The 19,355-nt window shown below is 68.6% G+C and carries 23 protein-coding genes; 13 read left to right on the plus strand and 10 right to left on the minus strand.

The annotated features are described in order from the left end of the window. Positions 1-2 precede the first annotated feature (2 nt). The 9 genes from GJG85_RS21445 to GJG85_RS21485 all read left to right on the plus strand — a co-directional run bounded on the left by GJG85_RS21445 (position 3) and on the right by GJG85_RS21485 (position 8,400). On the plus strand, positions 3-407 hold the full coding sequence (locus GJG85_RS21445; RefSeq protein WP_050014941.1) for a hotdog domain-containing protein: 405 nt from the start codon (positions 3-5) through the stop codon (positions 405-407). A gap of 17 nt (positions 408-424) precedes the next feature. Continuing rightward, positions 425-1,444: a nitronate monooxygenase family protein gene (locus GJG85_RS21450; RefSeq protein WP_050014939.1), complete on the plus strand. Its 1,020-nt coding sequence runs from the start codon at positions 425-427 to the stop codon at positions 1,442-1,444. Continuing rightward, a complete protein-coding gene (pheA, locus tag GJG85_RS21455; protein ID WP_050014937.1) occupies positions 1,441-2,583 on the plus strand; it encodes a prephenate dehydratase in 1,143 nt (380 codons plus the stop codon). The genes GJG85_RS21450 and pheA overlap by 4 nt, the downstream gene beginning before the upstream one ends. Then, positions 2,580-3,251, plus strand: a complete 672-nt coding sequence (locus tag GJG85_RS21460) for a hypothetical protein (protein ID WP_050014935.1) — start codon at positions 2,580-2,582, stop codon at positions 3,249-3,251. The genes pheA and GJG85_RS21460 overlap by 4 nt, the downstream gene beginning before the upstream one ends. Beyond that, positions 3,248-3,772 carry a shikimate kinase gene (locus tag GJG85_RS21465; protein ID WP_235356243.1) on the plus strand — a complete coding sequence of 175 codons (525 nt, stop codon included), beginning with the start codon at positions 3,248-3,250 and terminating at the stop codon, positions 3,770-3,772. Before GJG85_RS21460 ends, GJG85_RS21465 begins: the two co-directional genes overlap by 4 nt. Before the next feature lie 153 nt (positions 3,773-3,925). Further along, positions 3,926-5,371, plus strand: a complete 1,446-nt coding sequence (locus GJG85_RS21470; protein WP_050014933.1) for an efflux transporter outer membrane subunit — start codon at positions 3,926-3,928, stop codon at positions 5,369-5,371. Next, positions 5,368-6,567 (plus strand): efflux RND transporter periplasmic adaptor subunit, encoded by a 1,200-nt coding sequence (locus tag GJG85_RS21475; protein ID WP_050014931.1) that lies wholly within the window; start codon positions 5,368-5,370, stop codon positions 6,565-6,567. Before GJG85_RS21470 ends, GJG85_RS21475 begins: the two co-directional genes overlap by 4 nt. A gap of 2 nt (positions 6,568-6,569) precedes the next feature. Further along, a complete protein-coding gene (locus GJG85_RS21480) occupies positions 6,570-8,108 on the plus strand; it encodes a DHA2 family efflux MFS transporter permease subunit (protein ID WP_050014929.1) in 1,539 nt (512 codons plus the stop codon). 151 nt (positions 8,109-8,259) lie between these two features. Next, a complete protein-coding gene (locus GJG85_RS21485; protein WP_204384394.1) occupies positions 8,260-8,400 on the plus strand; it encodes a hypothetical protein in 141 nt (46 codons plus the stop codon). Here the strand turns inward: GJG85_RS21485 and GJG85_RS21490 are convergent. The 5 genes from GJG85_RS21490 to GJG85_RS21510 are packed head-to-tail and all read right to left on the minus strand — an operon-like array spanning position 8,397 to position 11,979. Further along, positions 8,397-8,708: a DUF1330 domain-containing protein gene (locus GJG85_RS21490; protein WP_060011815.1), complete on the minus strand. Its 312-nt coding sequence runs from the start codon at positions 8,706-8,708 to the stop codon at positions 8,397-8,399. The two genes, GJG85_RS21485 and GJG85_RS21490, sit on opposite strands and share 4 nt — an antisense overlap. Next, positions 8,705-9,055, minus strand: coding sequence for a non-heme iron oxygenase ferredoxin subunit (locus GJG85_RS21495; protein WP_089489772.1), 351 nt, complete (start codon positions 9,053-9,055; stop codon positions 8,705-8,707). Before GJG85_RS21495 ends, GJG85_RS21490 begins: the two co-directional genes overlap by 4 nt. 14 nt (positions 9,056-9,069) lie before the next feature. Continuing rightward, on the minus strand, positions 9,070-9,597 hold the full coding sequence (locus GJG85_RS21500; RefSeq protein ID WP_050018150.1) for an aromatic-ring-hydroxylating dioxygenase subunit beta: 528 nt from the start codon (positions 9,595-9,597) through the stop codon (positions 9,070-9,072). Further along, positions 9,598-10,857 (minus strand): Rieske 2Fe-2S domain-containing protein, encoded by a 1,260-nt coding sequence (locus GJG85_RS21505; protein WP_050018149.1) that lies wholly within the window; start codon positions 10,855-10,857, stop codon positions 9,598-9,600. A 15-nt stretch (positions 10,858-10,872) separates the two neighbouring features. Then, entirely contained in the window at positions 10,873-11,979 is a 1,107-nt protein-coding gene (locus GJG85_RS21510; RefSeq protein WP_204384396.1) for a 3-deoxy-7-phosphoheptulonate synthase, read from the minus strand. Positions 11,980-12,185: 206 nt separating this feature from the next. Between GJG85_RS21510 and GJG85_RS21515 the strand changes: the two genes are divergently transcribed. After that, positions 12,186-12,626 (plus strand): thioesterase family protein, encoded by a 441-nt coding sequence (locus GJG85_RS21515; RefSeq protein WP_050018148.1) that lies wholly within the window; start codon positions 12,186-12,188, stop codon positions 12,624-12,626. A gap of 40 nt (positions 12,627-12,666) precedes the next feature. Here GJG85_RS21515 and GJG85_RS21520 read toward each other — a convergent pair whose 3' ends face one another. Beyond that, positions 12,667-12,918 carry a LuxR C-terminal-related transcriptional regulator gene (locus GJG85_RS21520; protein ID WP_239468982.1) on the minus strand — a complete coding sequence of 84 codons (252 nt, stop codon included), beginning with the start codon at positions 12,916-12,918 and terminating at the stop codon, positions 12,667-12,669. Positions 12,919-13,173: 255 nt separating this feature from the next. Further along, a complete protein-coding gene (locus tag GJG85_RS21525; protein ID WP_050018146.1) occupies positions 13,174-14,112 on the minus strand; it encodes a LysR family transcriptional regulator in 939 nt (312 codons plus the stop codon). A gap of 890 nt (positions 14,113-15,002) precedes the next feature. Between GJG85_RS21525 and GJG85_RS21530 the strand changes: the two genes are divergently transcribed. The 3 genes from GJG85_RS21530 to GJG85_RS21540 all read left to right on the plus strand — a co-directional run bounded on the left by GJG85_RS21530 (position 15,003) and on the right by GJG85_RS21540 (position 16,669). Further along, complete coding sequence (locus GJG85_RS21530; protein ID WP_050018145.1) at positions 15,003-15,230, plus strand: DUF2945 domain-containing protein; 228 nt, start codon at positions 15,003-15,005, stop codon at positions 15,228-15,230. Next, positions 15,227-15,811, plus strand: coding sequence for a DUF488 domain-containing protein (locus GJG85_RS21535; RefSeq protein WP_204384397.1), 585 nt, complete (start codon positions 15,227-15,229; stop codon positions 15,809-15,811). The genes GJG85_RS21530 and GJG85_RS21535 overlap by 4 nt, the downstream gene beginning before the upstream one ends. 120 nt (positions 15,812-15,931) lie before the next feature. Further along, positions 15,932-16,669 (plus strand): sulfite exporter TauE/SafE family protein, encoded by a 738-nt coding sequence (locus GJG85_RS21540; protein WP_050018143.1) that lies wholly within the window; start codon positions 15,932-15,934, stop codon positions 16,667-16,669. 48 nt (positions 16,670-16,717) lie between these two features. On the opposite strand, the gene GJG85_RS21545 is transcribed toward GJG85_RS21540, so the two are convergent. From GJG85_RS21545 to GJG85_RS21555, 3 genes are all read right to left on the minus strand, one after another. Continuing rightward, the gene (locus GJG85_RS21545; protein WP_050018142.1) at positions 16,718-17,296 is read right to left on the minus strand and encodes an NnrU family protein; all 579 of its coding nucleotides are present in this window, start codon (positions 17,294-17,296) and stop codon (positions 16,718-16,720) included. Between the two features lie 302 nt (positions 17,297-17,598). Next, positions 17,599-18,210: a TfoX/Sxy family protein gene (locus tag GJG85_RS21550; RefSeq protein ID WP_204384398.1), complete on the minus strand. Its 612-nt coding sequence runs from the start codon at positions 18,208-18,210 to the stop codon at positions 17,599-17,601. Next, on the minus strand, positions 18,207-19,316 hold the full coding sequence (locus tag GJG85_RS21555; RefSeq protein ID WP_124630665.1) for a malate/lactate/ureidoglycolate dehydrogenase: 1,110 nt from the start codon (positions 19,314-19,316) through the stop codon (positions 18,207-18,209). The genes GJG85_RS21550 and GJG85_RS21555 overlap by 4 nt, the downstream gene beginning before the upstream one ends. Positions 19,317-19,355: the final 39 nt, after the last annotated feature.

Consider the following 19,355-nt stretch of genomic DNA (forward strand, 5'->3'; position numbering starts at 1 on the left):
CCTTGACTATCCAGACTGGCCTGCGTGCCCGCGCCACCCACCGCGTCGACACGATTTCGCTCGCCGATCAATGGGGCGGCGAAGCGCACGCGCTCGCGAGCCCGATCATGATCATCTTCATCGAACAGACCTGCATGCAGGCGACCGACCATCTGCTGCCGGCCGGGCAGATGACGGTCGGCTACAACTTCGAGATCAAGCATCTCGCACCGACGCCGCCCGAATGGGAAGTGACGGTCGATGCCGAACTGATCGAGGTCGACGGCCGCATGATGACGTACCGGGTCGAGGTGCGCGACGCGGTGGGCGTCGTCGGCGAAGGCGTGCATACGCGCTGCGCCGTGAGCCGCGACGGCTTCCACCGCCGCCTGGAAGAGCGGCGCGACAGCGCGGCGCTCGCCCGCTAACGAGCCGGAGCCCGACCATGATTCCGCTTCCGCTGCAGGGTCTCCGGCTGCCGGTGATTGCGTCTCCGATGCTGATCGCGAGCTATCCCGAGATGGTGCTCGCCCAGTGCAGGAGCGGGATCGTCGGCGCATTTCCGGCGCTCAACGCGCGGCTCAGCGCGCAGCTCGGCGACTGGATCGACACGATCGACGGCACGCTGCGCGCGTACCGGGACGCCCATCCCGATGCGCCGGTCGGCCCGTACGCGGTCAACCATATCTGCCATCCGTCGAATCCGCGCGTCGAACAGGACCTGCGCATCTGCATCGACCGACGCGTGCCGCTGATGATCACGAGCCTGCGCGCACCGTCGCGCGACGTCGTCGATGCGATCCATGCGTACGGCGGGATCGTGCTGCACGACGTCACGACGGTGCGACATGCGCAGAAGGCGCTGGAAGCCGGCGTCGACGGCCTCGTCCTCGTCGCGGCGGGGGCGGGCGGCCACGCCGGCACGCTGTCGCCGTTCGCGCTGGTCACCGAAGTGCGGCGCTTCTACGACGGCTTCATCGCGCTGTCCGGTGCGATCGCGACGGGCGACGCGATCGCCGCCGCGCGCGCGCTCGGCGCCGATTTCGCGTACATCGGAACGCGCTTCCTGGCGTCGCACGAAGCCAACGTGGTGCAGCGCTACAAGGACACGATCGTCGAAGCCAGCGCGGCCGACATCATCTACACCGACGCATTCACCGGCGTCCACGGCAACTACCTGCGCCAGAGCATCGAGGCGGCCGGGCTCGACGCGCGGCGACTCGCCCGGGTCGACGGCGCGCAGCTCGATTTCTCGCCGGACGGCGGCGCGAAGCAGTGGCGCGACATCTGGGGGGCCGGCCAGGGCGTCGGCGCGATGGACGCGGTGCTCAGCGTCGCCGAAATCGTCGAACGGCTCGCGGCCGAATACGCGCGCGCCGTCGCCCGCATGCAGCCGGGCGCGGCGACGCACGTCGCCCCGCACCGGCCGGCCGTTTCCGCGACTTCACGGACCGATACGCGATGACGCCGACCGAACTTGCCGCCCCGTCGTCCGTCGACGATGCGATCGCACGCCGCCGCGCGCAGATCGACGTGATCGACGACCAGCTTCTCGAGCTGATCGGCCAGCGCATCGCTCACGCAACCGAGATCGGTCATCTCAAGCGAAATGCGGGGCTCGCGGTGCGGCAGCCCGCCCGCGAAGCGTCGATCGTCGCCGAGCTGTGCACGCGCGCGCCGTGGGGGCTACGCGACCGCGACCTGCGCGCCATCTGGCAGACGCTGTTCAGCGCGAGCCGTGACGCGCAATCGCTGCCGTCCGTCGCGTTCCTCGGCCCGTCGGGCACCTACACCGAAACCGCGATGCTGCGTCACTTCGGCGAATTCGCCCGCGGGCAGGCGCACGAGACGATCGACGCCGTATTCGACGCGCTTGCGCGCGGCGACGCGGAATGCGCGGTCGTGCCGGTCGAGAATTCGTCCGAAGGCACCGTGACCCGCACGCTCGACCTGCTGATCGCGCAAGCGGCGCCCGTCACCGGCGAGATCGAACTGCCGGTCGCGCACTGCCTGCTGAGCGCCAGCGGCTCGCTCACCGGCGTCGACAGCGTGGTCGGCCATCCGCAGGCGCTCGCGCAATGCCGCGCGTGGCTCGACGCGCATGCGCCCGGCCTGCGCCGCATCCCGGTGTCCAGCAACGCGGTGGCCGCGCGCGAGGCCGCGCACCTGTATGACTGCGCGGCGATCGCCGGCGAACCCGCGGCCGCGCTTTACGGACTGCGAATCGTCGCCAGCGCGATCCAGGATCACCCGGACAACCGCACGCGCTTCGTGATCGTCGGCGGCCAGACGCCGGCGCCGACCGGCTACGACCGCACGAGCATCGTGCTGCGGCCGACCGATGCGCCCGACGCGCTGGCGCGCGTGTTCGACGCGCTCGCCCACCACCGCGCGCCGCTGCTCTGGGTCGGCGTGCGCCCGGCACGGGACGCGGGCCATGCATATCGGTACTGCATCGACTTCGGCGGGCATCCGCTCGATCCGAACGTGCGCGCGGCGCTCGACGAGATTGCGTTCGCCGCTTCCGAGCTGCGCGTGCTCGGCGCCTATCCGCGTGCCGCGGGCGGTACCGACCGGCACGCCGACGGCCCCGCCGCATCATGACGACGGCGCCCGCTTCGTCCCGCGTCGCGGCCCGGCTGCTCGCGATTCGCGACGGTCGCGACGATCGCCTGCTCGTGCTGTGCGGCATCGCCGCGGCGGACTGCCTGCCGCTTGCCGCCGGACGATGGCTGCGCGCGCTGCGCGCCGAATACGACGACGAACTGGAGCTGCTGCCGTTCGTGCGCGGCACGCCCGACGCCGCCGGCATCGCGTGCCTGCTGCGGCGCTGCGAGCGTCTGCGGCTTCCGGCGGTGGCGATCGGCGACACCGCGGCGACCGCCTATGGCCGCTGGCGCGCGTGCCTGCCCGCAGCGCCGCTGACCTGGCGGGTGCTCGAAACGTCCGCTGCACGGGCCGCGACGCCGCTGCCCGGCGGTCTGCTGGCGCGCTGGCCGGTACGCGCGGCCGAGCCGGTCGACTGGCCGCGCTCGCGCCGCGTCATTGCGGATCTCGGCGCTGCGTCGCCGGCGCTTGGCGCGCGCATCGGCGCGCTCGCCGACGCACTGTGCGACGGCACGCTCGTAGTCGCCGGCATTGCGCTGGACACGGCCGCCGGCGCGCCGCACACCTTCATCACCGATGCGCTGGACCCGCTCGCGAACTACGTCCGGATGCAGCGCATCGCCGCCGTGACGCGCCGCGCGCCGTCGCTGCGGAGCCGCCTGTGAACCCGCGCCCGCAGGCCGGCCCGACGCGCATCGCGCTCGTCGGCATGCCCGGCGCCGGCAAGACGACGATCGGCAGCGCACTGGCCCGCGCGCTCGCGTTGCCGTTCGTCGACGCCGACCGCGAACTCGAACGCCGCTTCGGCGCGCCCGTCGCCGTGCAATTCCATGCGGGCGACTTCCGCGCACGCGAAGCCGACGTGATCGACGCGCTGACGCGCGGGCCGGCGCTCGTGCTCGCGACCGGCGGCGGCGCCGTGCTGCGCGACGACACGCGCGCGCGGCTCGGCCAGCGCTGTTTCGTGATCCATCTCGCGACCGATCTCGACACCCTGTGGCACCGCACGCGCGGCGACGCGTCCCGCCCGCTGCTGAACGTCGCCGACCCGCGCGCGGCGCTCGCCGTGCTGCACGACGCGCGCGAATCGCTGTACCGCGCCTGCGCGCACTGCCGCATCGACACCTCGGGCCAGTCCGTCGCACAAACGCTCGCGGCAGCGCTCGACGCACTCGCCATCGCGTAACCCGCGCGCCCCTGTCTGCCCCCCTTCCGCTGTTTCGACGATGCCGTCCGGTGCGGCCGACTGCCATTTCTACCAGTTGCCGATCGTCAAATAATATCTAAAGATATATTTTTAGATACAGATCGTTTGCCTTCACGCGACAGGAAACCGACCATGCCCCTCCTCATCGACCGCGCGCGCGGCGCCCGCCGCCTGGTTCCCGCGCTCGCCGCGCTCGCGATCGCCGGCTGCGCGCCGTTCGGCCCGCAACGCCCGGCGGCCCGGATCACGCCCGTCGAGCAGCTCGATGCGGGCGCCGCGATCGGCGCGGCCAGCGCCGGCTCGCCGACGGTCGCCGAACGCTGGTGGACCGCGTTCGGCGATGCGCAGCTGGATCGCCTCGTCGACGATGCGCTGGCCGGCGCACCGACGCTGCAGGCGCAGCGCGAACGGGTCGCGCAGGCGCTGGCCGACGCCGACGTCGAAAATGCCGCGCTGCTGCCGCAGCTCGGCGCGACGGCGAGCGCGGTGCCGACGCGCCTGCCCGGCAGCTACCGGACGCCGCCGCCCGCGGCCGGGCACTGGCAGGTCGACGCGCAGGCGCTGCTCGGCGCGTCGTGGGATCTCGACATCGCCGGCCGGCAGCACGCGCTGGCGCGCGCCGCCGCACTGCGCGCGGACCAGCAGCGCGCGCTCGAACGCGCGGCCGCCGTGTCGTTGCAGGCGGCGATCGTCGAAACGTATCTGCAACTCGCGCTCGAACAGCGACTGCTCGCGATCGCGCGCGATACGCTGCAGCAGCACAGCTATCTGCTGCGCCTCACGTCGCAACGCGCGGACGCCGGCCTCGACATGCAGGTCGCCGTGCTCAGGGCGAGCGAACCGATTCCGCACGCGCAGGCCGACATCGACACGCATGCGGCCGCGTCGGCCCGGCTGCGCCACCGGCTCGCCGCGCTCGTCGGCCGGGGGCCCGGTTACGCCGATGCGCTGACGCCCGCCGCGCCGCCGGCCGCGGCGCTGCCGATGCCGGCCGTCCTGCCCGCGGCGCTGATCGGCCGCCGGCCCGACGTCCTGGCCGCGCGCTACCGGGTCGAAGCCGAAGCGGCGAACATCGACGCGGCGCGCGCCGCGTTCTATCCGGACGTCAACCTGCTGGCCTTCGCCGGCGTGCAGAGCTTCGGCTTCCGCGCGCTGTTCCACGGCAACAGCGGCACGCTCGGCGCGGGCCCCGCGATCACGCTGCCGATTTTCGAGGGCGGGCGCCTGCGTGCCGGCCTGCGCGCGCAAACCGCCGCGTACAACGCGGCCGTCGCGACGTACGACGACACGGTCGTCAACGCGCTCGCGCAGGTCAGCGACACCCTCGTCCAGATCGACACGCTCGGCCGGCAGCGCGCGCTTCAGCGCGAGGCGCTGTCGCGCGCGCAACAGGCCTACACCATCGAAACGCAGCGCTACCGGAAAGGCATTTCCGGCTATCTCGACGTCCTGCTCGCCGAAGGCCGGCTGCTCGACGACCGCGCATCGGTCGCCCGCGCGGACGCGTCATTCGCGATCGAGCATGCCCGCCTGATCGCCGCGCTCGGCGGCGCCACTTCCACTGGAGTCACCCAATGAACCGTCCCGAATCCCCCGCCGCCGAGCCCGCGCTGCAACGCGCGCGCCGGCGCTACTTCCGCTGGTTCTTCATCGCGCTCGCCGGCGCGGCCGGCCTCGCCGCCGTCGCGTGGGCCACCACCCGAGGCACCGAGACGACCGACGACGCGTACGTCTCCGGCGACGTCGTGCAGATCTCGCCTCAGATCGGCGGCACCGTCGACGCCGTGCGCGTGCAGAACGCCGACTGGGTCCGTCCCGGCGACCTGCTGTTCAGCGTCGACAAGACCGACGCCCGGCTCGCGCTGGACGAAGCGGTCGCGCAACTCGCGCATGCGGTGCGCCAATACCGCACCGCGCATGCGGACGCGGTGCGCGACGAAGCGCAGATCCGGGTGCGGCGCACCGAATGGGCGAAGGCGAACGACGACCTGCAGCGCCGCCTGAGCCTCGCGCAAGACGGCGGCGTGTCGCGCGAGGACCTGCGCCATGCGCGGGATGCGATGGACGGCGCGGCCGCCGCGCTGAACGCGCAGCAGGCCGCCTACGACGCGACGCTCGCGCGCACCGACGGCACGTCGATCGACACGAATCCGCTCGTGCGCGCGGCGGCCGCCCGGGTCCGCAGCGCGGCGCTCGCGCTGCGCCGCACCGAAATACACGCGCCGCTCGGCGGGCTCGTCACGCGCCGGGTCGTGCAGGTCGGCCAGCACGTGTCGCCCGGCACGCCGTCGATGGCGCTCGTGCCGCTCGATCACGTGTGGGTCGAGGCCAACTTCAAGGAGTCGCAACTGCGCGGCATGCGCGCCGGGCAGCCGGTCGAGCTGTTCTCGGACCTGTACGGCAGCGACGTGGTGTTCCACGGGCGCGTCGTCGGGCTCGAAGCCGGCACCGGCGCCGCGTTCGCGGCCGTGCCCGCGCAGAACGCGACCGGCAACTGGATCAAGGTCGTCCAGCGCGTGCCGGTCCGGATCGCGCTCGATCCCGCCGAGCTGCGCGCGCACCCGCTGCGTATCGGCCTGTCGATGACGGCATCGGTACCGGTCGATCACGGCCCCGGCACCGCGTCGGCGTCGCCGCCCGCCCGTCCGCCCGAAGCGCGCCGGTCGATCGACGCCACGTCGATCTATCGCGACGACGATGAAGCGGGCGAGGCGCTCGTCACCGAGACGATTCGCGCGAACAGCGGCGCACGCCCGCTCGCACCGGGAGCCTGACGATGCGCTTCTTCACCCGGAACGCGGCGCCGAAACTGCCGCTGGAGCCGCTCGCCGGCATGCCGCTGGCGCTCGTCGCGATCGCGGTCAGCGTCGCGAATTTCATGCAGACGCTCGACCTGACGATCGCGAACGTCGCCGTCCCGACCATCGCGGGCGATCTCGGCGTCGCCCCGGACATGGGCACGTGGATGCTGACCTCGTTCGCGACGCCGCTCGCGATCACGCTGCCGCTCACCGGCTGGCTCACGCAGCGCTTCGGCCAGGTGCGGCTGTTCCGCGTGTCGGTGCTGCTGTTCGTGCTGACGTCGGTCCTGTGCGGGATGGCGCCGAACTTCGAGTCGCTGCTGCTGTTTCGCGCGCTTCAGGGCGCCGCGTCGGGCCCGATCACCGCGCTGTCGCAGGCGCTGCTGATGGCGGTGTTCCCGTCGACGCGCCGCCACGTCGCGCTGGCCGTGTGGCAGACCACGACGTTCGTTGCACCGGTGCTCGGGCCGATCGCCGGCGGCTGGATTACCGACAACCTGAGCTGGCCGTACATCTTCTACGTGAACGTACCGCCGGGCCTGCTCGTGCTGGGTGTACTCGCGCGGCTGCTGAAGGGACGCGACAACGCGACGCGGCGGCTGCCGGTCGACGTCGTCGGGCTGCTGCTGCTCACCGCCGCATTCGGTTCGTTCCAGTTGCTGCTCGATCGCGGCCAGAACCTCGACTGGTTCGCCTCCGACGAAATTCGCATGCTGGCGGTCGTGAGCATCGTGTCGTTCGTCGCGCTGATCCTCTGGGAATTGACCGACGACCATCCGATCGTCGACCTGCGGCTGTTCGCGGACCGCAACTTCACGACGAGCACGCTCGCGATCACGGTCGGCTTCGGGCTCTACTTCGGCGCGCTGGTGCTCGTGCCGCTGTGGCTGCAGACCCAGCAGGGCTACACGGCCACCTGGGCCGGCATCGCCACCGCACCGCTCGGCGTCGCGGGGATCGTGATCGCGCCGCTGCTCGGCCGCTTCCAGGGCCGCACCGACCCGCGCCTGCTCGCGACCGTCGCGCTCGTCGGCTGGGGCGCCGCGTCGTTCTGGCGCATGCATTTCAACAGCGACGTGACCCTCGGCGACATCGCCGCCAATTCGCTGCTGATGGGCGCCGCCACCGCGTTCTTCATCACGCCGCTCGTGTCGCTGTCGCTCGCCGGGCTGGCCCGCGAGCGGCTGCCCGCGGCATCCGGGCTGCAGAACGCGCTGCGCCGGATCGGCACCAGCGTCGCGACCTCGGTCGCGCCGACTTACTTCGAGCGTCGTTCCCGCGTGCACAACACCTATCTCGTCGACCACATCACGCCGTACGATTTCGCGTCCGCCGACTGGTTCGCGCGGCTCGATCACGCGGGGCTGTCGCCGTCCGGCGCGCTCGCGTCGGTCTCGCATGCGATCGACGTCGAAGCGCACATGCTCGCGCTGAACGATTTCTCGTTCGGCTGCCTGCTGCTGTTCGGCGCGACGCTGCTGGCGGTCTGGTCGATCCGCTATCGTCATGCGTGACGTCGTGAGGGGAAACCGCCGGAAGCCGTGTCGGCCGGCGGAGCGATCGACCGGGTAACCGGGCGGCGGGCGGCGGGCGGCGGGCGGCGGGCGGCGGGCGGCGGGCGGCGGGCGGCGGAAGTCTCTGCCGGATCGCATCGCCGCCTCACCGATGAATCGACTGCGCAGGGCCGCGTTCGGCGGCGCCCCGAATGAAAAAGGGGGCTCCGCGCCGAACGACACGGCGCGGAGCCCCTTCTACTTCTACTTCTACTTCTACTTCTACTTCTACTTCTACTTCTACTTCGCTTAACGCGGATCGCCGGGCGCCGGCACGTAGCCGTCGGCAAGGATACCGATCGTCCGCGCGGCCGGCTCGCGCAGGCGCTTGGCCGCCTGATAGCCCTCCGACCGATACCACTCGCGGGCGCGCTCCGCCGACTCGAATTCGAGCACGACGACGCGCTTCGGCGCCCAGTCTCCTTCCAGCGTCTCGACTTCGGCGCCGCGCACCAGGAAGCGCCCACCGTACTCCGCCACCGTCGGCGCACCGAGCCGGCGGTACGCCTGGTAAGCGTCGACGTCGTGCACATCGATATCGAACACCACGTACGCGCTCATGATCGCGCCTCCGCTGGCGCCGCCGCATCGGCCGGCGCGAGCTGCACGAACACGCGGCCGTTCTCGATCTTCACCGGATAGGTGTGCACGCACGTCGTCAGCGGTGCGCACAGCGCCATGCCGGTCCGCACGCTGAAGCGCCCCTGATGCAACGGGCATTCGATCTCGTCGTCGAGCAGGAAGCCGTCGCTCAATCGCGCGTCGCCATGCGTGCACTGGTTCTCGGTCGCGAAGATCTCGTCGCCGACCGCATACAGCGCGATGTCGCGGCCCCCCACCCAGACGCCGAGTATTCCGTCGGCGCGCACCGTTTCCGGCGCGACTGCATCGATCCATTCCGTAGTCACGTTCGGCACCTCGTTCAGATCGGGTAAATCAGCGAGTTCGGAATCATCTCGCTGTCGTACACGCAGATGCGCGACTCGAAACGCAGCCCGTGCGGCGTACGCACGATCCGGTCCAGGTAGCGCCCGGTGTTGTACACATCGCTCATCTGCTCGGTCTTCGTGCGCAGCACCGCGTAGTTCGTCTCCGCCTCGATCACCGCGTCGTCGAGATACGTGATGAACGGCAGCCCGATCACGTGGCGCTGGTAGTACGGATCGAAGAACAGCGTCTCCTTGATCCCGTAGACGCGATCCTTCAGCATGCCCTTGCTCTCGAAGTCCATCACCGCGAGGGGCAGGTTGCGCTCGTGGTTCTCGCGCGGCACCACCGTGTACCGGCATTGCTCGATGAAGAATTCCGGCCACGCGTCCCAGTCGCCGCCGTCGAGCACGGCCGCATATCTCGCATTGAGCTGGACGAGCGAATAGAAATCCTCGAAATTCGCGCCGCCCGCGTGCGGCTCGGCGGACGGTCGGTCCGTTCGTGTCGTGATCGTGCTCATTCAGGCCTCCATCACTTGGCGCCAGTACTGGTACATGCCGCGCACCAGCGTTTCGCTGACCATATGTTCGGTCTGCTCGTCGATCTGCCGGCCGCCGAGCTCGTTGTAGACGTTGCCGTGCTGGATCTGCTCGAAGCTCTGCTGCACGCATTCGATGACCTCGCCGTCGTCCGCCGACACGAAGCCGGCCGGCCCGAACAGATTGGCCTGACGCAGACGGCGCCGCGTCATCTCTTCCGTGTCGGTCTCGAAACCGAAATGCGTCCACACGTAGTCGAACACGCCCGGGCCGATCGGCCGGATGCGACGCGTCGACAACGCATTGACCTGCTGCTGGATGATGACGCTCGGCATCAGCGTGAGCATCACGACGGTCGGATCGCCCCACCACGGTTCGTGCACGACGTCGAGGAAGCGGTCGTCGTGCAGCGTCATGCGCTCCTTGAAGCTCGTCACGTTGTGGGTCACCTCGCCGCCGCCGCCGCCGCTGCGGATCGACACCATCGCGCCATGCCGGTGATGCGCATCGGTCACGAGCCGGGCGGGATTGTCCGCGCGCCACAGGCCGAAGTTGACGAACCAGGTATGCAGCAGCCCGGCGTGATACGGATCCTTGATGTTCTCGACCATCAGTTTCCAGTTGCTCGGCACGCGCTGCCGCGTGTAGCCGAGCACGGTCAGCTTCGGGCCGTGGAACAGACGATCGTAGTAAGGCAGGATGCGCGGGCCGAGGAAGTCCTCGAACGATTCGACGTTCTCGTCGAACGACGCGAACACGGCGCCGCCGCGCGTCGACACGCGCAGGCGCCGCAGCGCATGCTTGCCCGGCTCGAAATCCGCCGGCATGCCGCCGTTGATCGTGCCGCCCTGACGCACGCCGCGCCGGAACGGCACGCCGATCAGGTTGCCCTTCAGGTCGTAGTTCCACTGGTGATACGGGCAGTGGAAATCCTTCGCCTTCCCCGAGCGCTCGCGGCAGAACTGCATGCCGCGGTGCGCGCACGCGTTTTCGAAGACGACGATCTCGCCGTCCTCCGTGCGCGTCATCACGACGGATCGCTCGCCGACTTCCGTGCGCTGGAAATCGCCGGGAGACGGCACTTCGGCTTCGAGGCCGATGTAGCACCAGTGATTCGCATAGAACAGGCGCTCGAGTTCCCGCTGGTACAGCGCTTCACTCGTATACGCCTCGTAGGGTGTGCGGCTGGCGCCGTCGCCTTTCCAGTCGAGCGCGCGGGCGATGTCGATGGGTGAGTTCAAGAGAGCTCCTTTCATTCAGTAAGAAACGGCCTGCATCGCGACGGCGGCGCCGTGCGCGATGAAGCCGGCTGGCGAACGCCGCCGCGCAACCGCCGCGGCAGCCAACTGCTCGACGAGTTCGGCCGTGTGATCCCAGCCGAGACATGCGTCGGTGATGCTTTGGCCGAATACCGGCGGCGTGCCCGGCACCAGGTCCTGCCGCCCCTCGACGAGGAACGACTCGATCATCACGCCCACGATCGCGCGCTCGCCGCGATGCAGTTGCGCGGCGACGTTGCCGCACACGTCGATCTGCGCGCGGGTCTGCTTGCCGCTGTTGCCATGGCTCGCGTCGATCACGACATACGGGGGAAGATGGGCGTCGCGCAGCGCGGCGCAGGCGGCCGCGACGCTGGCGGCGTCGTAGTTCGGGGTCTTGCCGCCGCGCAGGACGACATGCGTGTCGGGATTGCCGCGCGTGGTCGCGATTTCCACGCCGCCGGACACGGACGACCTCAGGTAGCTATGCGACGCCCGCGACGCGCGGATCGCGTCGATCGCGACCTTCACGTTGCCGTCGGTGCCGTTCTTGAAGCCGACCGGCAGGTCGAGCCCCGACGCGGCCTGGCGATGGATCTGCGATTCGGTCGTGCGCGCGCCGATCGCGCCCCACGACACGAGATCGTCGAGATACGGCGCGGTCATCGGATCGAGAAATTCGGTCGCGGCCGGCAAGCCCAGCGCATTGATGCGGAGCAGCACCTTGCGCGCGACGCGCAGGCCGTCCTCGATCCGGAAACTGCCGTCGAGATACGGGTCGTTCAGCAGCCCTTTCCAGCCGACCGTGGTGCGCGGCTTTTCGAAATAGACGCGCATCACGATCTCGAGCACATCGGCGTACCGCTCGCGCAGCGGCGCGAGGCGGCGCGCGAACGCCAGCGCGGCGTCCGCATCATGGATCGAGCACGGGCCGACGATCAGCGCAAGCCGGTCGTCCTCGCCCGCGATGATGCGCGCCAATGCGCGCCGCGCATCGCCGATCGACCGTGCCAGGCCGGGATCGCAGGGCAACTCGGCGCGCAACCGCTGCGCACTGATCACCGCCACGCCTTGCGTCAACGCTGCCTCAACGGATTTTTCCATTTAACGCTCCACTCTCGCTGATCGGATGCCGATTTACGGAGGCAATTAGAGCGCGGTCAAATCCCCGGTGATACTGTCATTTATCTCAGAAGCATTTCACATAGTGAATATCTGTGATTTCCGACAGTATTCCGATATGCGGTTCACGTCTAACTTAACTCCTGCCAAAAACGTTCTCACCCGCCGTTCTGCCAAGGAGCCTCGCAATGACAAGAAAGTATTTTGAAACCCGAATCGACGTGAAGTATCGGGAAACGGACGCGATGGGCCATGTGAGCAGCCCCGTCTATTACGACTATCTGCAGCACGCGTACCTGACCTACATGCACGACCTGCTCGAGCTGCCGTATTCGGAAAAGCTGCCGCACATCATGGTCAAGACCGCGTGCGAATATCTGAAGCCCGCGCAGTACGGCGATACGATCACGGTCCGCAGCAGCGTCACGCGCTTCGGCTCGAAGAGCTTCGAACTGGAATACCTGATGGTGCGCGACGGGCAGGCGGGCACCGAGGATTCGGCCGACGATCCGGCGGTGGTGGCGCGGGCCGTGTCCACGCACGTGATGTTCGACTACGGCAGCAAGACCACGGTGCCGGTGCCGGAAGAGTTCAGGACGCGCGTGCTGTCGTTCCAGGGCGCGATCTGATGCGGCAACCGGGGGTCCACGACGGACGCCCCGGTACCGTTCACGCAAACACGATCAGGCCCATCAACACGGCTTTCACGACCGCATTGGTCTTGTTGGACGCGTTGAGCTTGACGATCGATCTCGAAATGTGGAAGTTGATCGTCCGCTCGGTCAGGCCGAGAATGATGCCGATCTCATAGGCGGTCTTCCCTTCCGCCGCCCATCGCAACACCTCGCATTCGCGCATGCTCAGCGCGACATCCGCGGGCGCCGCTATATTCGCCGCACACTGAATCATTCGTTTCTCCATCCAGAATAAGACGCCAATGTTTCAGATTCGTTATTTCCAGCGTTCACCTCAATTCACATACCCCTCGGATTGGATGTTTATTATTTAAAGGCGTCACGAATATTCGGCGAATTCACAAGCAACGATCGTCCCACGCATTATCTCCGGCGTTGTCACAATGGAATCGAGCATACCGAATCGATTTACGCTGCGGAAGATGCACGAGACGCAATGTATCAATGACGTTGACGCACGCCACCAGAGTTGCATGATGCGTCACATCGAAGCGGCCGCATGACAAGCAGGTGCGATCGCCTCGGCCACGCGCGGCGCGCAGATACCGCGCACGCAATCGCGCAGCCAGCGATGCGCGGGGTCGCGGTCGAAACGCGGGTGCCAGATCTGCGAGACGGTCAGGTCCGCGATCGGCAACGGCAGCGTGAAGCTGTACATGCCGACGCGGGACCGCTCGGTCTGCCGCTCCGGCACGCTGGCGACGAAGTCCGAGCTGCGCGCGAGCGACAGCGCGGTCGGAAAGCTCGACACGACGGTCGTCACCGAGCGCGCGATGCCGAGCGAATCGAGCAACGTATCGATCGGGCCGTTGAACTGCCCGCGGCGCGACACGCTCACTTGCGGAAACGACGCGAAGCGCTGCGGCGTGATTTCGCCGGTCGCCAGCGGATGATCCGCGCGGACCACGCCGATGAAGCGGTCGCGAAACAGCGCCTGCACGCGCAGCTCCGGGCCGGCCTGGCCGATCACGCCAACCTCGAGATCGATGTCGCCATTGCGCAGCGCATCGACATGCTTGTTGGGTTTCGGCGCGAAGCGCAGCCGCACGTCGGGCGCGGCGCGCGACGCGTGTTCGAGCAGCGCCGGCGCGAAGGTCTCGACGAATGCCTCGTTCGCGCGAATCGAGAACGTGCGCTTGAGCGTACTCATGTCGACCCGTTCGCACGGGCACATGACCGAATGCGCCTCCACGACGAGCGCATGCACCCTGTCGCGCAACTCGAGCGCGCGCGGAGTCGGGACGAGATCGCGCCCTGCCCGCACCAGCAACGGGTCGCCCGTCATCACCCGCAAGCGCGCGAGCGAGCGGCTGAGGGCGGACGGACTGAGGCCGAGCGCGTTGGCCGCGCCCACGACGCTGTTCTCGGACAGCAACGCGTCCAGAACGACGAGAAGATTGAGGTCGATGGAAGTCGCCATGTTGCGCTCTTGCTGTACTGTCGGGACCGGCCGGCCGATGGGCCGACGGCATCGTGCCTCGGGCGCATGTGCTCCGTGATTCGCGATAGACCGGAAATCGGCAATCGCGCCGCCGAGCCTGACGCACGATCGTGCGTCCGCCGAAATGGCGGGCAGCGAATGGCGGGGAGTATTCGTGCCACTGAGAAAATCCGCTGCGGATTTATTGCACTTGTGAACGATTGTGCACCGCGCTGCAATAAATCGCAACCGGACGCGATGCGTATCGGGTTTAAATGAAACGATGCGCGCGAATGAACAATAAAATAAAACCGATTTCGATTGCGTCGATCCGCGCATCGCACACGCAAGCCGGCCGGTGAAGCAGGGCCCGCAACGGCAAAGCCAGTGCGGGCGCCACCAGGTGCTGCATGCCCGGCCGGCACGGCTTCCGCGCAAAGCACCGCACACTCCCGCGCATCGCGATCGAATGTCAGAACATTTAGACGCTTCTATTGACTTTCACACCGATATTCCGCGCTGGCTCGCATACGTTTATGAAACCCATTCGATCGGCCGATTCGCGCAGGTCTTCCCGCGATATGAGATAAACCCGTCGGATTGTGTGGCCTGCCCCTTTTGCGATTCGATCGATATTTCACTTGTCCGGTGACGTTTGGTCCGATCCGCGCTGCCCGAGTCTTTATCCTTGTAAAAATTTCGGCCAGAGAGAAAATCGCGCGACATTGGTTCGTCGGTCTCGTCGTGCAGGCAACGCAGCGCCGCGCGGCCGTCTGTGTCTTTCGCCGCGAACGGTCGTGGCCGATAATGGGCACGCCGTTCGTCCCGGCATGACGACACACACCGCCAGGATCGACGCACACGGCAACCGCGCCAGGAGGACCCGCTGCATGACCACCCCATTCAAGCTGGGCGACCACGTCCGCTGGAATTCCGAGGCCGGCTACGTGACCGGCACGATCATCGCGATCCACACCGCCGACTTCGACTACAAGGGCCATCGCCATCACGCGTCGCCCGACGATCCGCAGTACGAGGTCAAGAGCGACCGGACCGACCATGTCGCCGCGCATCGCGGCCGCGTGCTCGAACGGATCGCCGGCAAGGACCGCGCATGACGCTCCCGTTCTACACGATCGGCCATTCGAACCGCACGCTCGACGAATTCGTCGGCCTGCTCGATGCGGTCGAGATCACGCTGCTCGCCGATATCCGCAAGATGACGCGTTCGCGCACCAACCCGCAGTTCAACGAAGCGACGCTGCCCGATACGCTCGCCGCCGCCGACATCGCGTACGAACACATCGCCGAACTCGGCGGCCTGCGCAGCAAGTCGCGCGGCATACCCGACGACGTCAACGACTTCTGGACGAACCGCAGCTTTCACCGCTACGCGGATTACGCGCTGTCGCCCGAATTTCACGCGGGCCTCGACCGACTGATCGCCCAGGGGCACGAGCAGCGCTGCGCGATCATGTGTTCGGAAGCCGTGTGGTGGCGCTGTCATCGACGCATCGTGTCCGACTACCTGATCGCGCGCGGCGAAACGGTACTGCACATCATGGGGCGCAACCGCGTGGAACCCGCGCGGCTCACGGCCGGCGCAGTCGTCCGGCCCGACGGCACGATCGTCTACCCAAATGTCGACGACGACCACGGCAGCGCCGCGCGAGCGAAAGACGCCCCACCGGACGCGTGACATCGCGCGCGCCCCGCGCCGGCTTCCGGCGGCCGCCATCCTGCATTACCATCGTGCGGGCACCCCGCCCGCGCTTCTCCGGCAGCGGGCCCCCCCCGCCACCTCTTCCGTTGCGCACCGATGCTCGCTCTCATCATCGTCGCCGGCCTCTGGGCCGGCCTGCAGAACGCCCTCGCGGGCGGCGGTTCGTTCGTCACGCTGCCCGCGCTGATCGTGTCGGGCATGTCGCCGCTCGCAGCCAACATCACGTCGACGGTCGCGCTGTTCCCCGGCCAGGTCACGACGGGCTGGGCGAGCCGAAACATGGTGAGCGGCGTGGGCAAGCTGCCGTTTCGCGCACTGTTCGCGATCAGCGTGGCCGGCGGCGCGCTCGGCGGCCTGCTGCTGCTGAAAACGCCGTCGTCGATCTTCTCGCACCTGGTGCCGTGGCTCGTGCTGTTCGCGACGGTCGTGTTCGCGTGGGGCAGTTTCTTTCGCAAACCGGGCGCCGGCGTGCAACATCTCGGCCCCGTCGCGGCCGGGGTCGCGCAGTTCCTGATCGCGATCTACGGCGGCTACTTCGGCGGCGGCATCGGGTTCCTGATGATGGCCGCGCTGACGATGGCCGGCCTGCCGCCGCGTCACGCGATGTCGACGAAGAATGCGCTCGCGGGCGTGATGAACGCATCGGCCGTCGTGCTGTTCGTCACGTCGCCACACCTGCACTGGCGTGAGGCGATCGCGCTCGGCGCCGGCGCCATCGTCGGCGGCCTGCTCGGCGCATGGGCGCTGCATCGCGTGAACGAACGCGTGCTGCGCATCGCGATCGTCTGCATCGGCGCGCTGCTGACCGTCGGGTTGTTCGTCAAGCCGATCTGACGCACGCACGCCGTTGCCGCGGCAGCCGGTCCGGCCCGGCGTGCACGTTCAGCCGAACGGCCGCACGCCGATCAGCGGGCCGTGCAGGAATCGCGCGAACACAGCCCACGCGACGAGGCCGGCCGCCACGGCCGCGACGTCGCCGGCCAGTGCGCCGGCCGGATAGCGGACACCGTCGCGGCGATCCCGCGCACGCGACACGACAAAATCGACGATCGACCACACGAAGAACGCGCCGAACAGCACGACCGCGTGCACGGTGCCGTTCACGAGGAGGTGCGCGACCGCCCAGACCATCACGCCGGCCAGCATCGGATGCCCGACGAGCGTCTTGATCCGGTTGCGCGGCACGTACGACGCGGCGATCAGCACGAACGCGACCGCGGTCAGCATGCCCGTCAGGTGACGCACGCCGACCGGCGACACCCACAGCAGCGTCGCGCCCGCGCGCGCGAGCCCGTACCCCCAGACGATCAGCGCGAAGCCGACGATCGACGCGATCGCGTAACCGCCCTTCCAGCCCTTCTCGCCGATCCGCTCGATCGTCGCGGACCGCCAGCCGTCGGCGACGATCCGGATCGAATGCACACCGAGGAAGATCGCTAAACCGAGAATCAGGACGAGCATCGGCTGTCTCCGTCTGGAATGATGAGTGGGGAAGCGTTCCGCGCGGCGTCGGGTGCGCCGTTCGCGAGGCCGGCGGCGAGGCCGGCGCGGGTCGCGCGACGCATGGGCACAACCCGCGCCGATCATAAACGCCGGGGCCGCCGTTGTGAAGCATGCAGGACGTGCGGTGCGTCAAGCTCGATGCATGCGTGCGCCGGATCGTGCGGGCACATAGGCCGCGCAGCGTGCTGGTCGGCCGCGACGGGCGCGCCTGAAAGTAAGGAAAGCGAAAATCGCGAGGCGGTCGCTTCTCGTGATCGGGACTACGCCTGCTTGCGCTTCGCCGCGGGTTTCGGTGCCGGCGCGGGCGACGATTTCGATGCCGGTTTTGCTGTCTGCGCCGACGCCGGTTTCGCTGCTGCTTTCGCCGCGGGCTTCGTTTTCCGTGCCGACGCGGGTTTCGTTACCGATTTCGTCGCAGGCTTCGCCACCGGTTTCGCTGCACGTTTCGACGCGACCTTCGATGCCGCTTTCGGTGCAGCCTTCGCGCCCGCTCTGGACACAGTCTCCGACGCCGCCTTCGCCTTGCGCTTCGGGGTCCCGGCCAGCAGCGCCGCGCGATACGCGCCGCGGCACCAGTCGAACAGCGTGCCCGCATCCTCGAGCACGTCGGCCGGCGTTTCGTAATAGCCCTCGAGCGAGACGGTGCGCGTGGGCCTCGCATACGAGAACGGCCCCATCCCCGCCGCGACGAACGCCGGGCGGTTCACGTCGTCCACCCGCAGGAACAGCGACCCGCGCGACATGAAGCCGAACATCACGCCGTCGAGCCGCAACGCCGCACCGCTGAAGAACCGTACAACGGCGACCGTGCCGAGCGGCGCAAGCTGATACGCGATTTCCTCGCCGTGCGCCTTCTCCGACTGCCAGCTCATGCGGGCACCTCGCAGCGCTGCGTCCATGCATCGAGCTCGGCCGCGTCGACACCGACGGCCGCCGCGCTCTCGCGAATCTGCCGCCACGTCGCGCGGTCGACCGGAATGCCGGTCGTGCCGCGTGCGGCGCGGCTCGCCTCTTCAGGTTCGCCCGGCATCTGCACCGGCGTATCGCCGGCCTGCGGCGACGCCTTCGCCCACGCGACGAACGCATCGGCTTCGCGTTCGGCATCGGCCGCGTCGAACGCTTTCGGATCGATCAGCACCGACAGCATCCCGTTGACGATCGCGCTCGTCTTCTGCAGCGTATCGCCGTACGTCGTATGCCCGCCCACGAGCGCGCCACCGAAAATCTCGCACATCGCCGCAAGCGCATATCCCTTGTGCAGCCCGAACGGCAGCAGCGCGCCGAACGGCTGCTCGTGCATCACGGCCGGATCGTCGGTCGGCTCGCCGCGATGGTCGATCAGCGACCCGGCCGGCACGCGCTTGCGCTGGTTGTACGCGACCCGCGTCTTGCCGTACGCGATCGCGCTCGTCGCGAAATCGAGCAGCAGCGGCGGCTTGCCCGCACGCGGATACGCGGCGCAGAACGGGTTCGTGCCGAAACGCGGATCGGTGCCGTGCAGCGGTGCGACCAGCAGGTCGCCCGGCACGTTGACGAAATGGAACGACACGAGCCCCGAGCGCGCGCACTGCTCGGCCCAGTGCCCGATACGGCCGAGGTGATGGACGTCGCGCAGCCCGATCGCGCAGATGCCCATGCGCCGTGCGCGTTCGATCCCTTCGACCATCGCCTCGAACGCGATCACCTGGCCGAAGCCGCGCCCGCCGTCGATCGTCAGCACCGCGCCGCCGTCGCGGACGATCGACGCGTGCGCGTTCAGCTGCAACTGCCCTTCCCGCCACGACGCGACGTAATTCGGGATCATCCCGATCCCGTGCGAATCGTGGCCCGCGAGATTCGCGCCGACCAGGTGATCGGCGACGAGCGTCGCCTCGCGCGGATTGCTGCCGGCCCGTTCCCAGAGTGCCGCGACGAATGCATGCAGCGGTTCGGCGCGCATGCGCAGCGGTTCGGTATCGGGCGTCGGCAGTGCGGTCATCGGCAACACTCCATCCAGTCGGTTCGGGTCGGGCAATCG

The organism is Burkholderia sp. MS389, from assembly GCF_016899425.1.
Lineage (GTDB): Bacteria > Pseudomonadota > Gammaproteobacteria > Burkholderiales > Burkholderiaceae > Burkholderia > Burkholderia sola.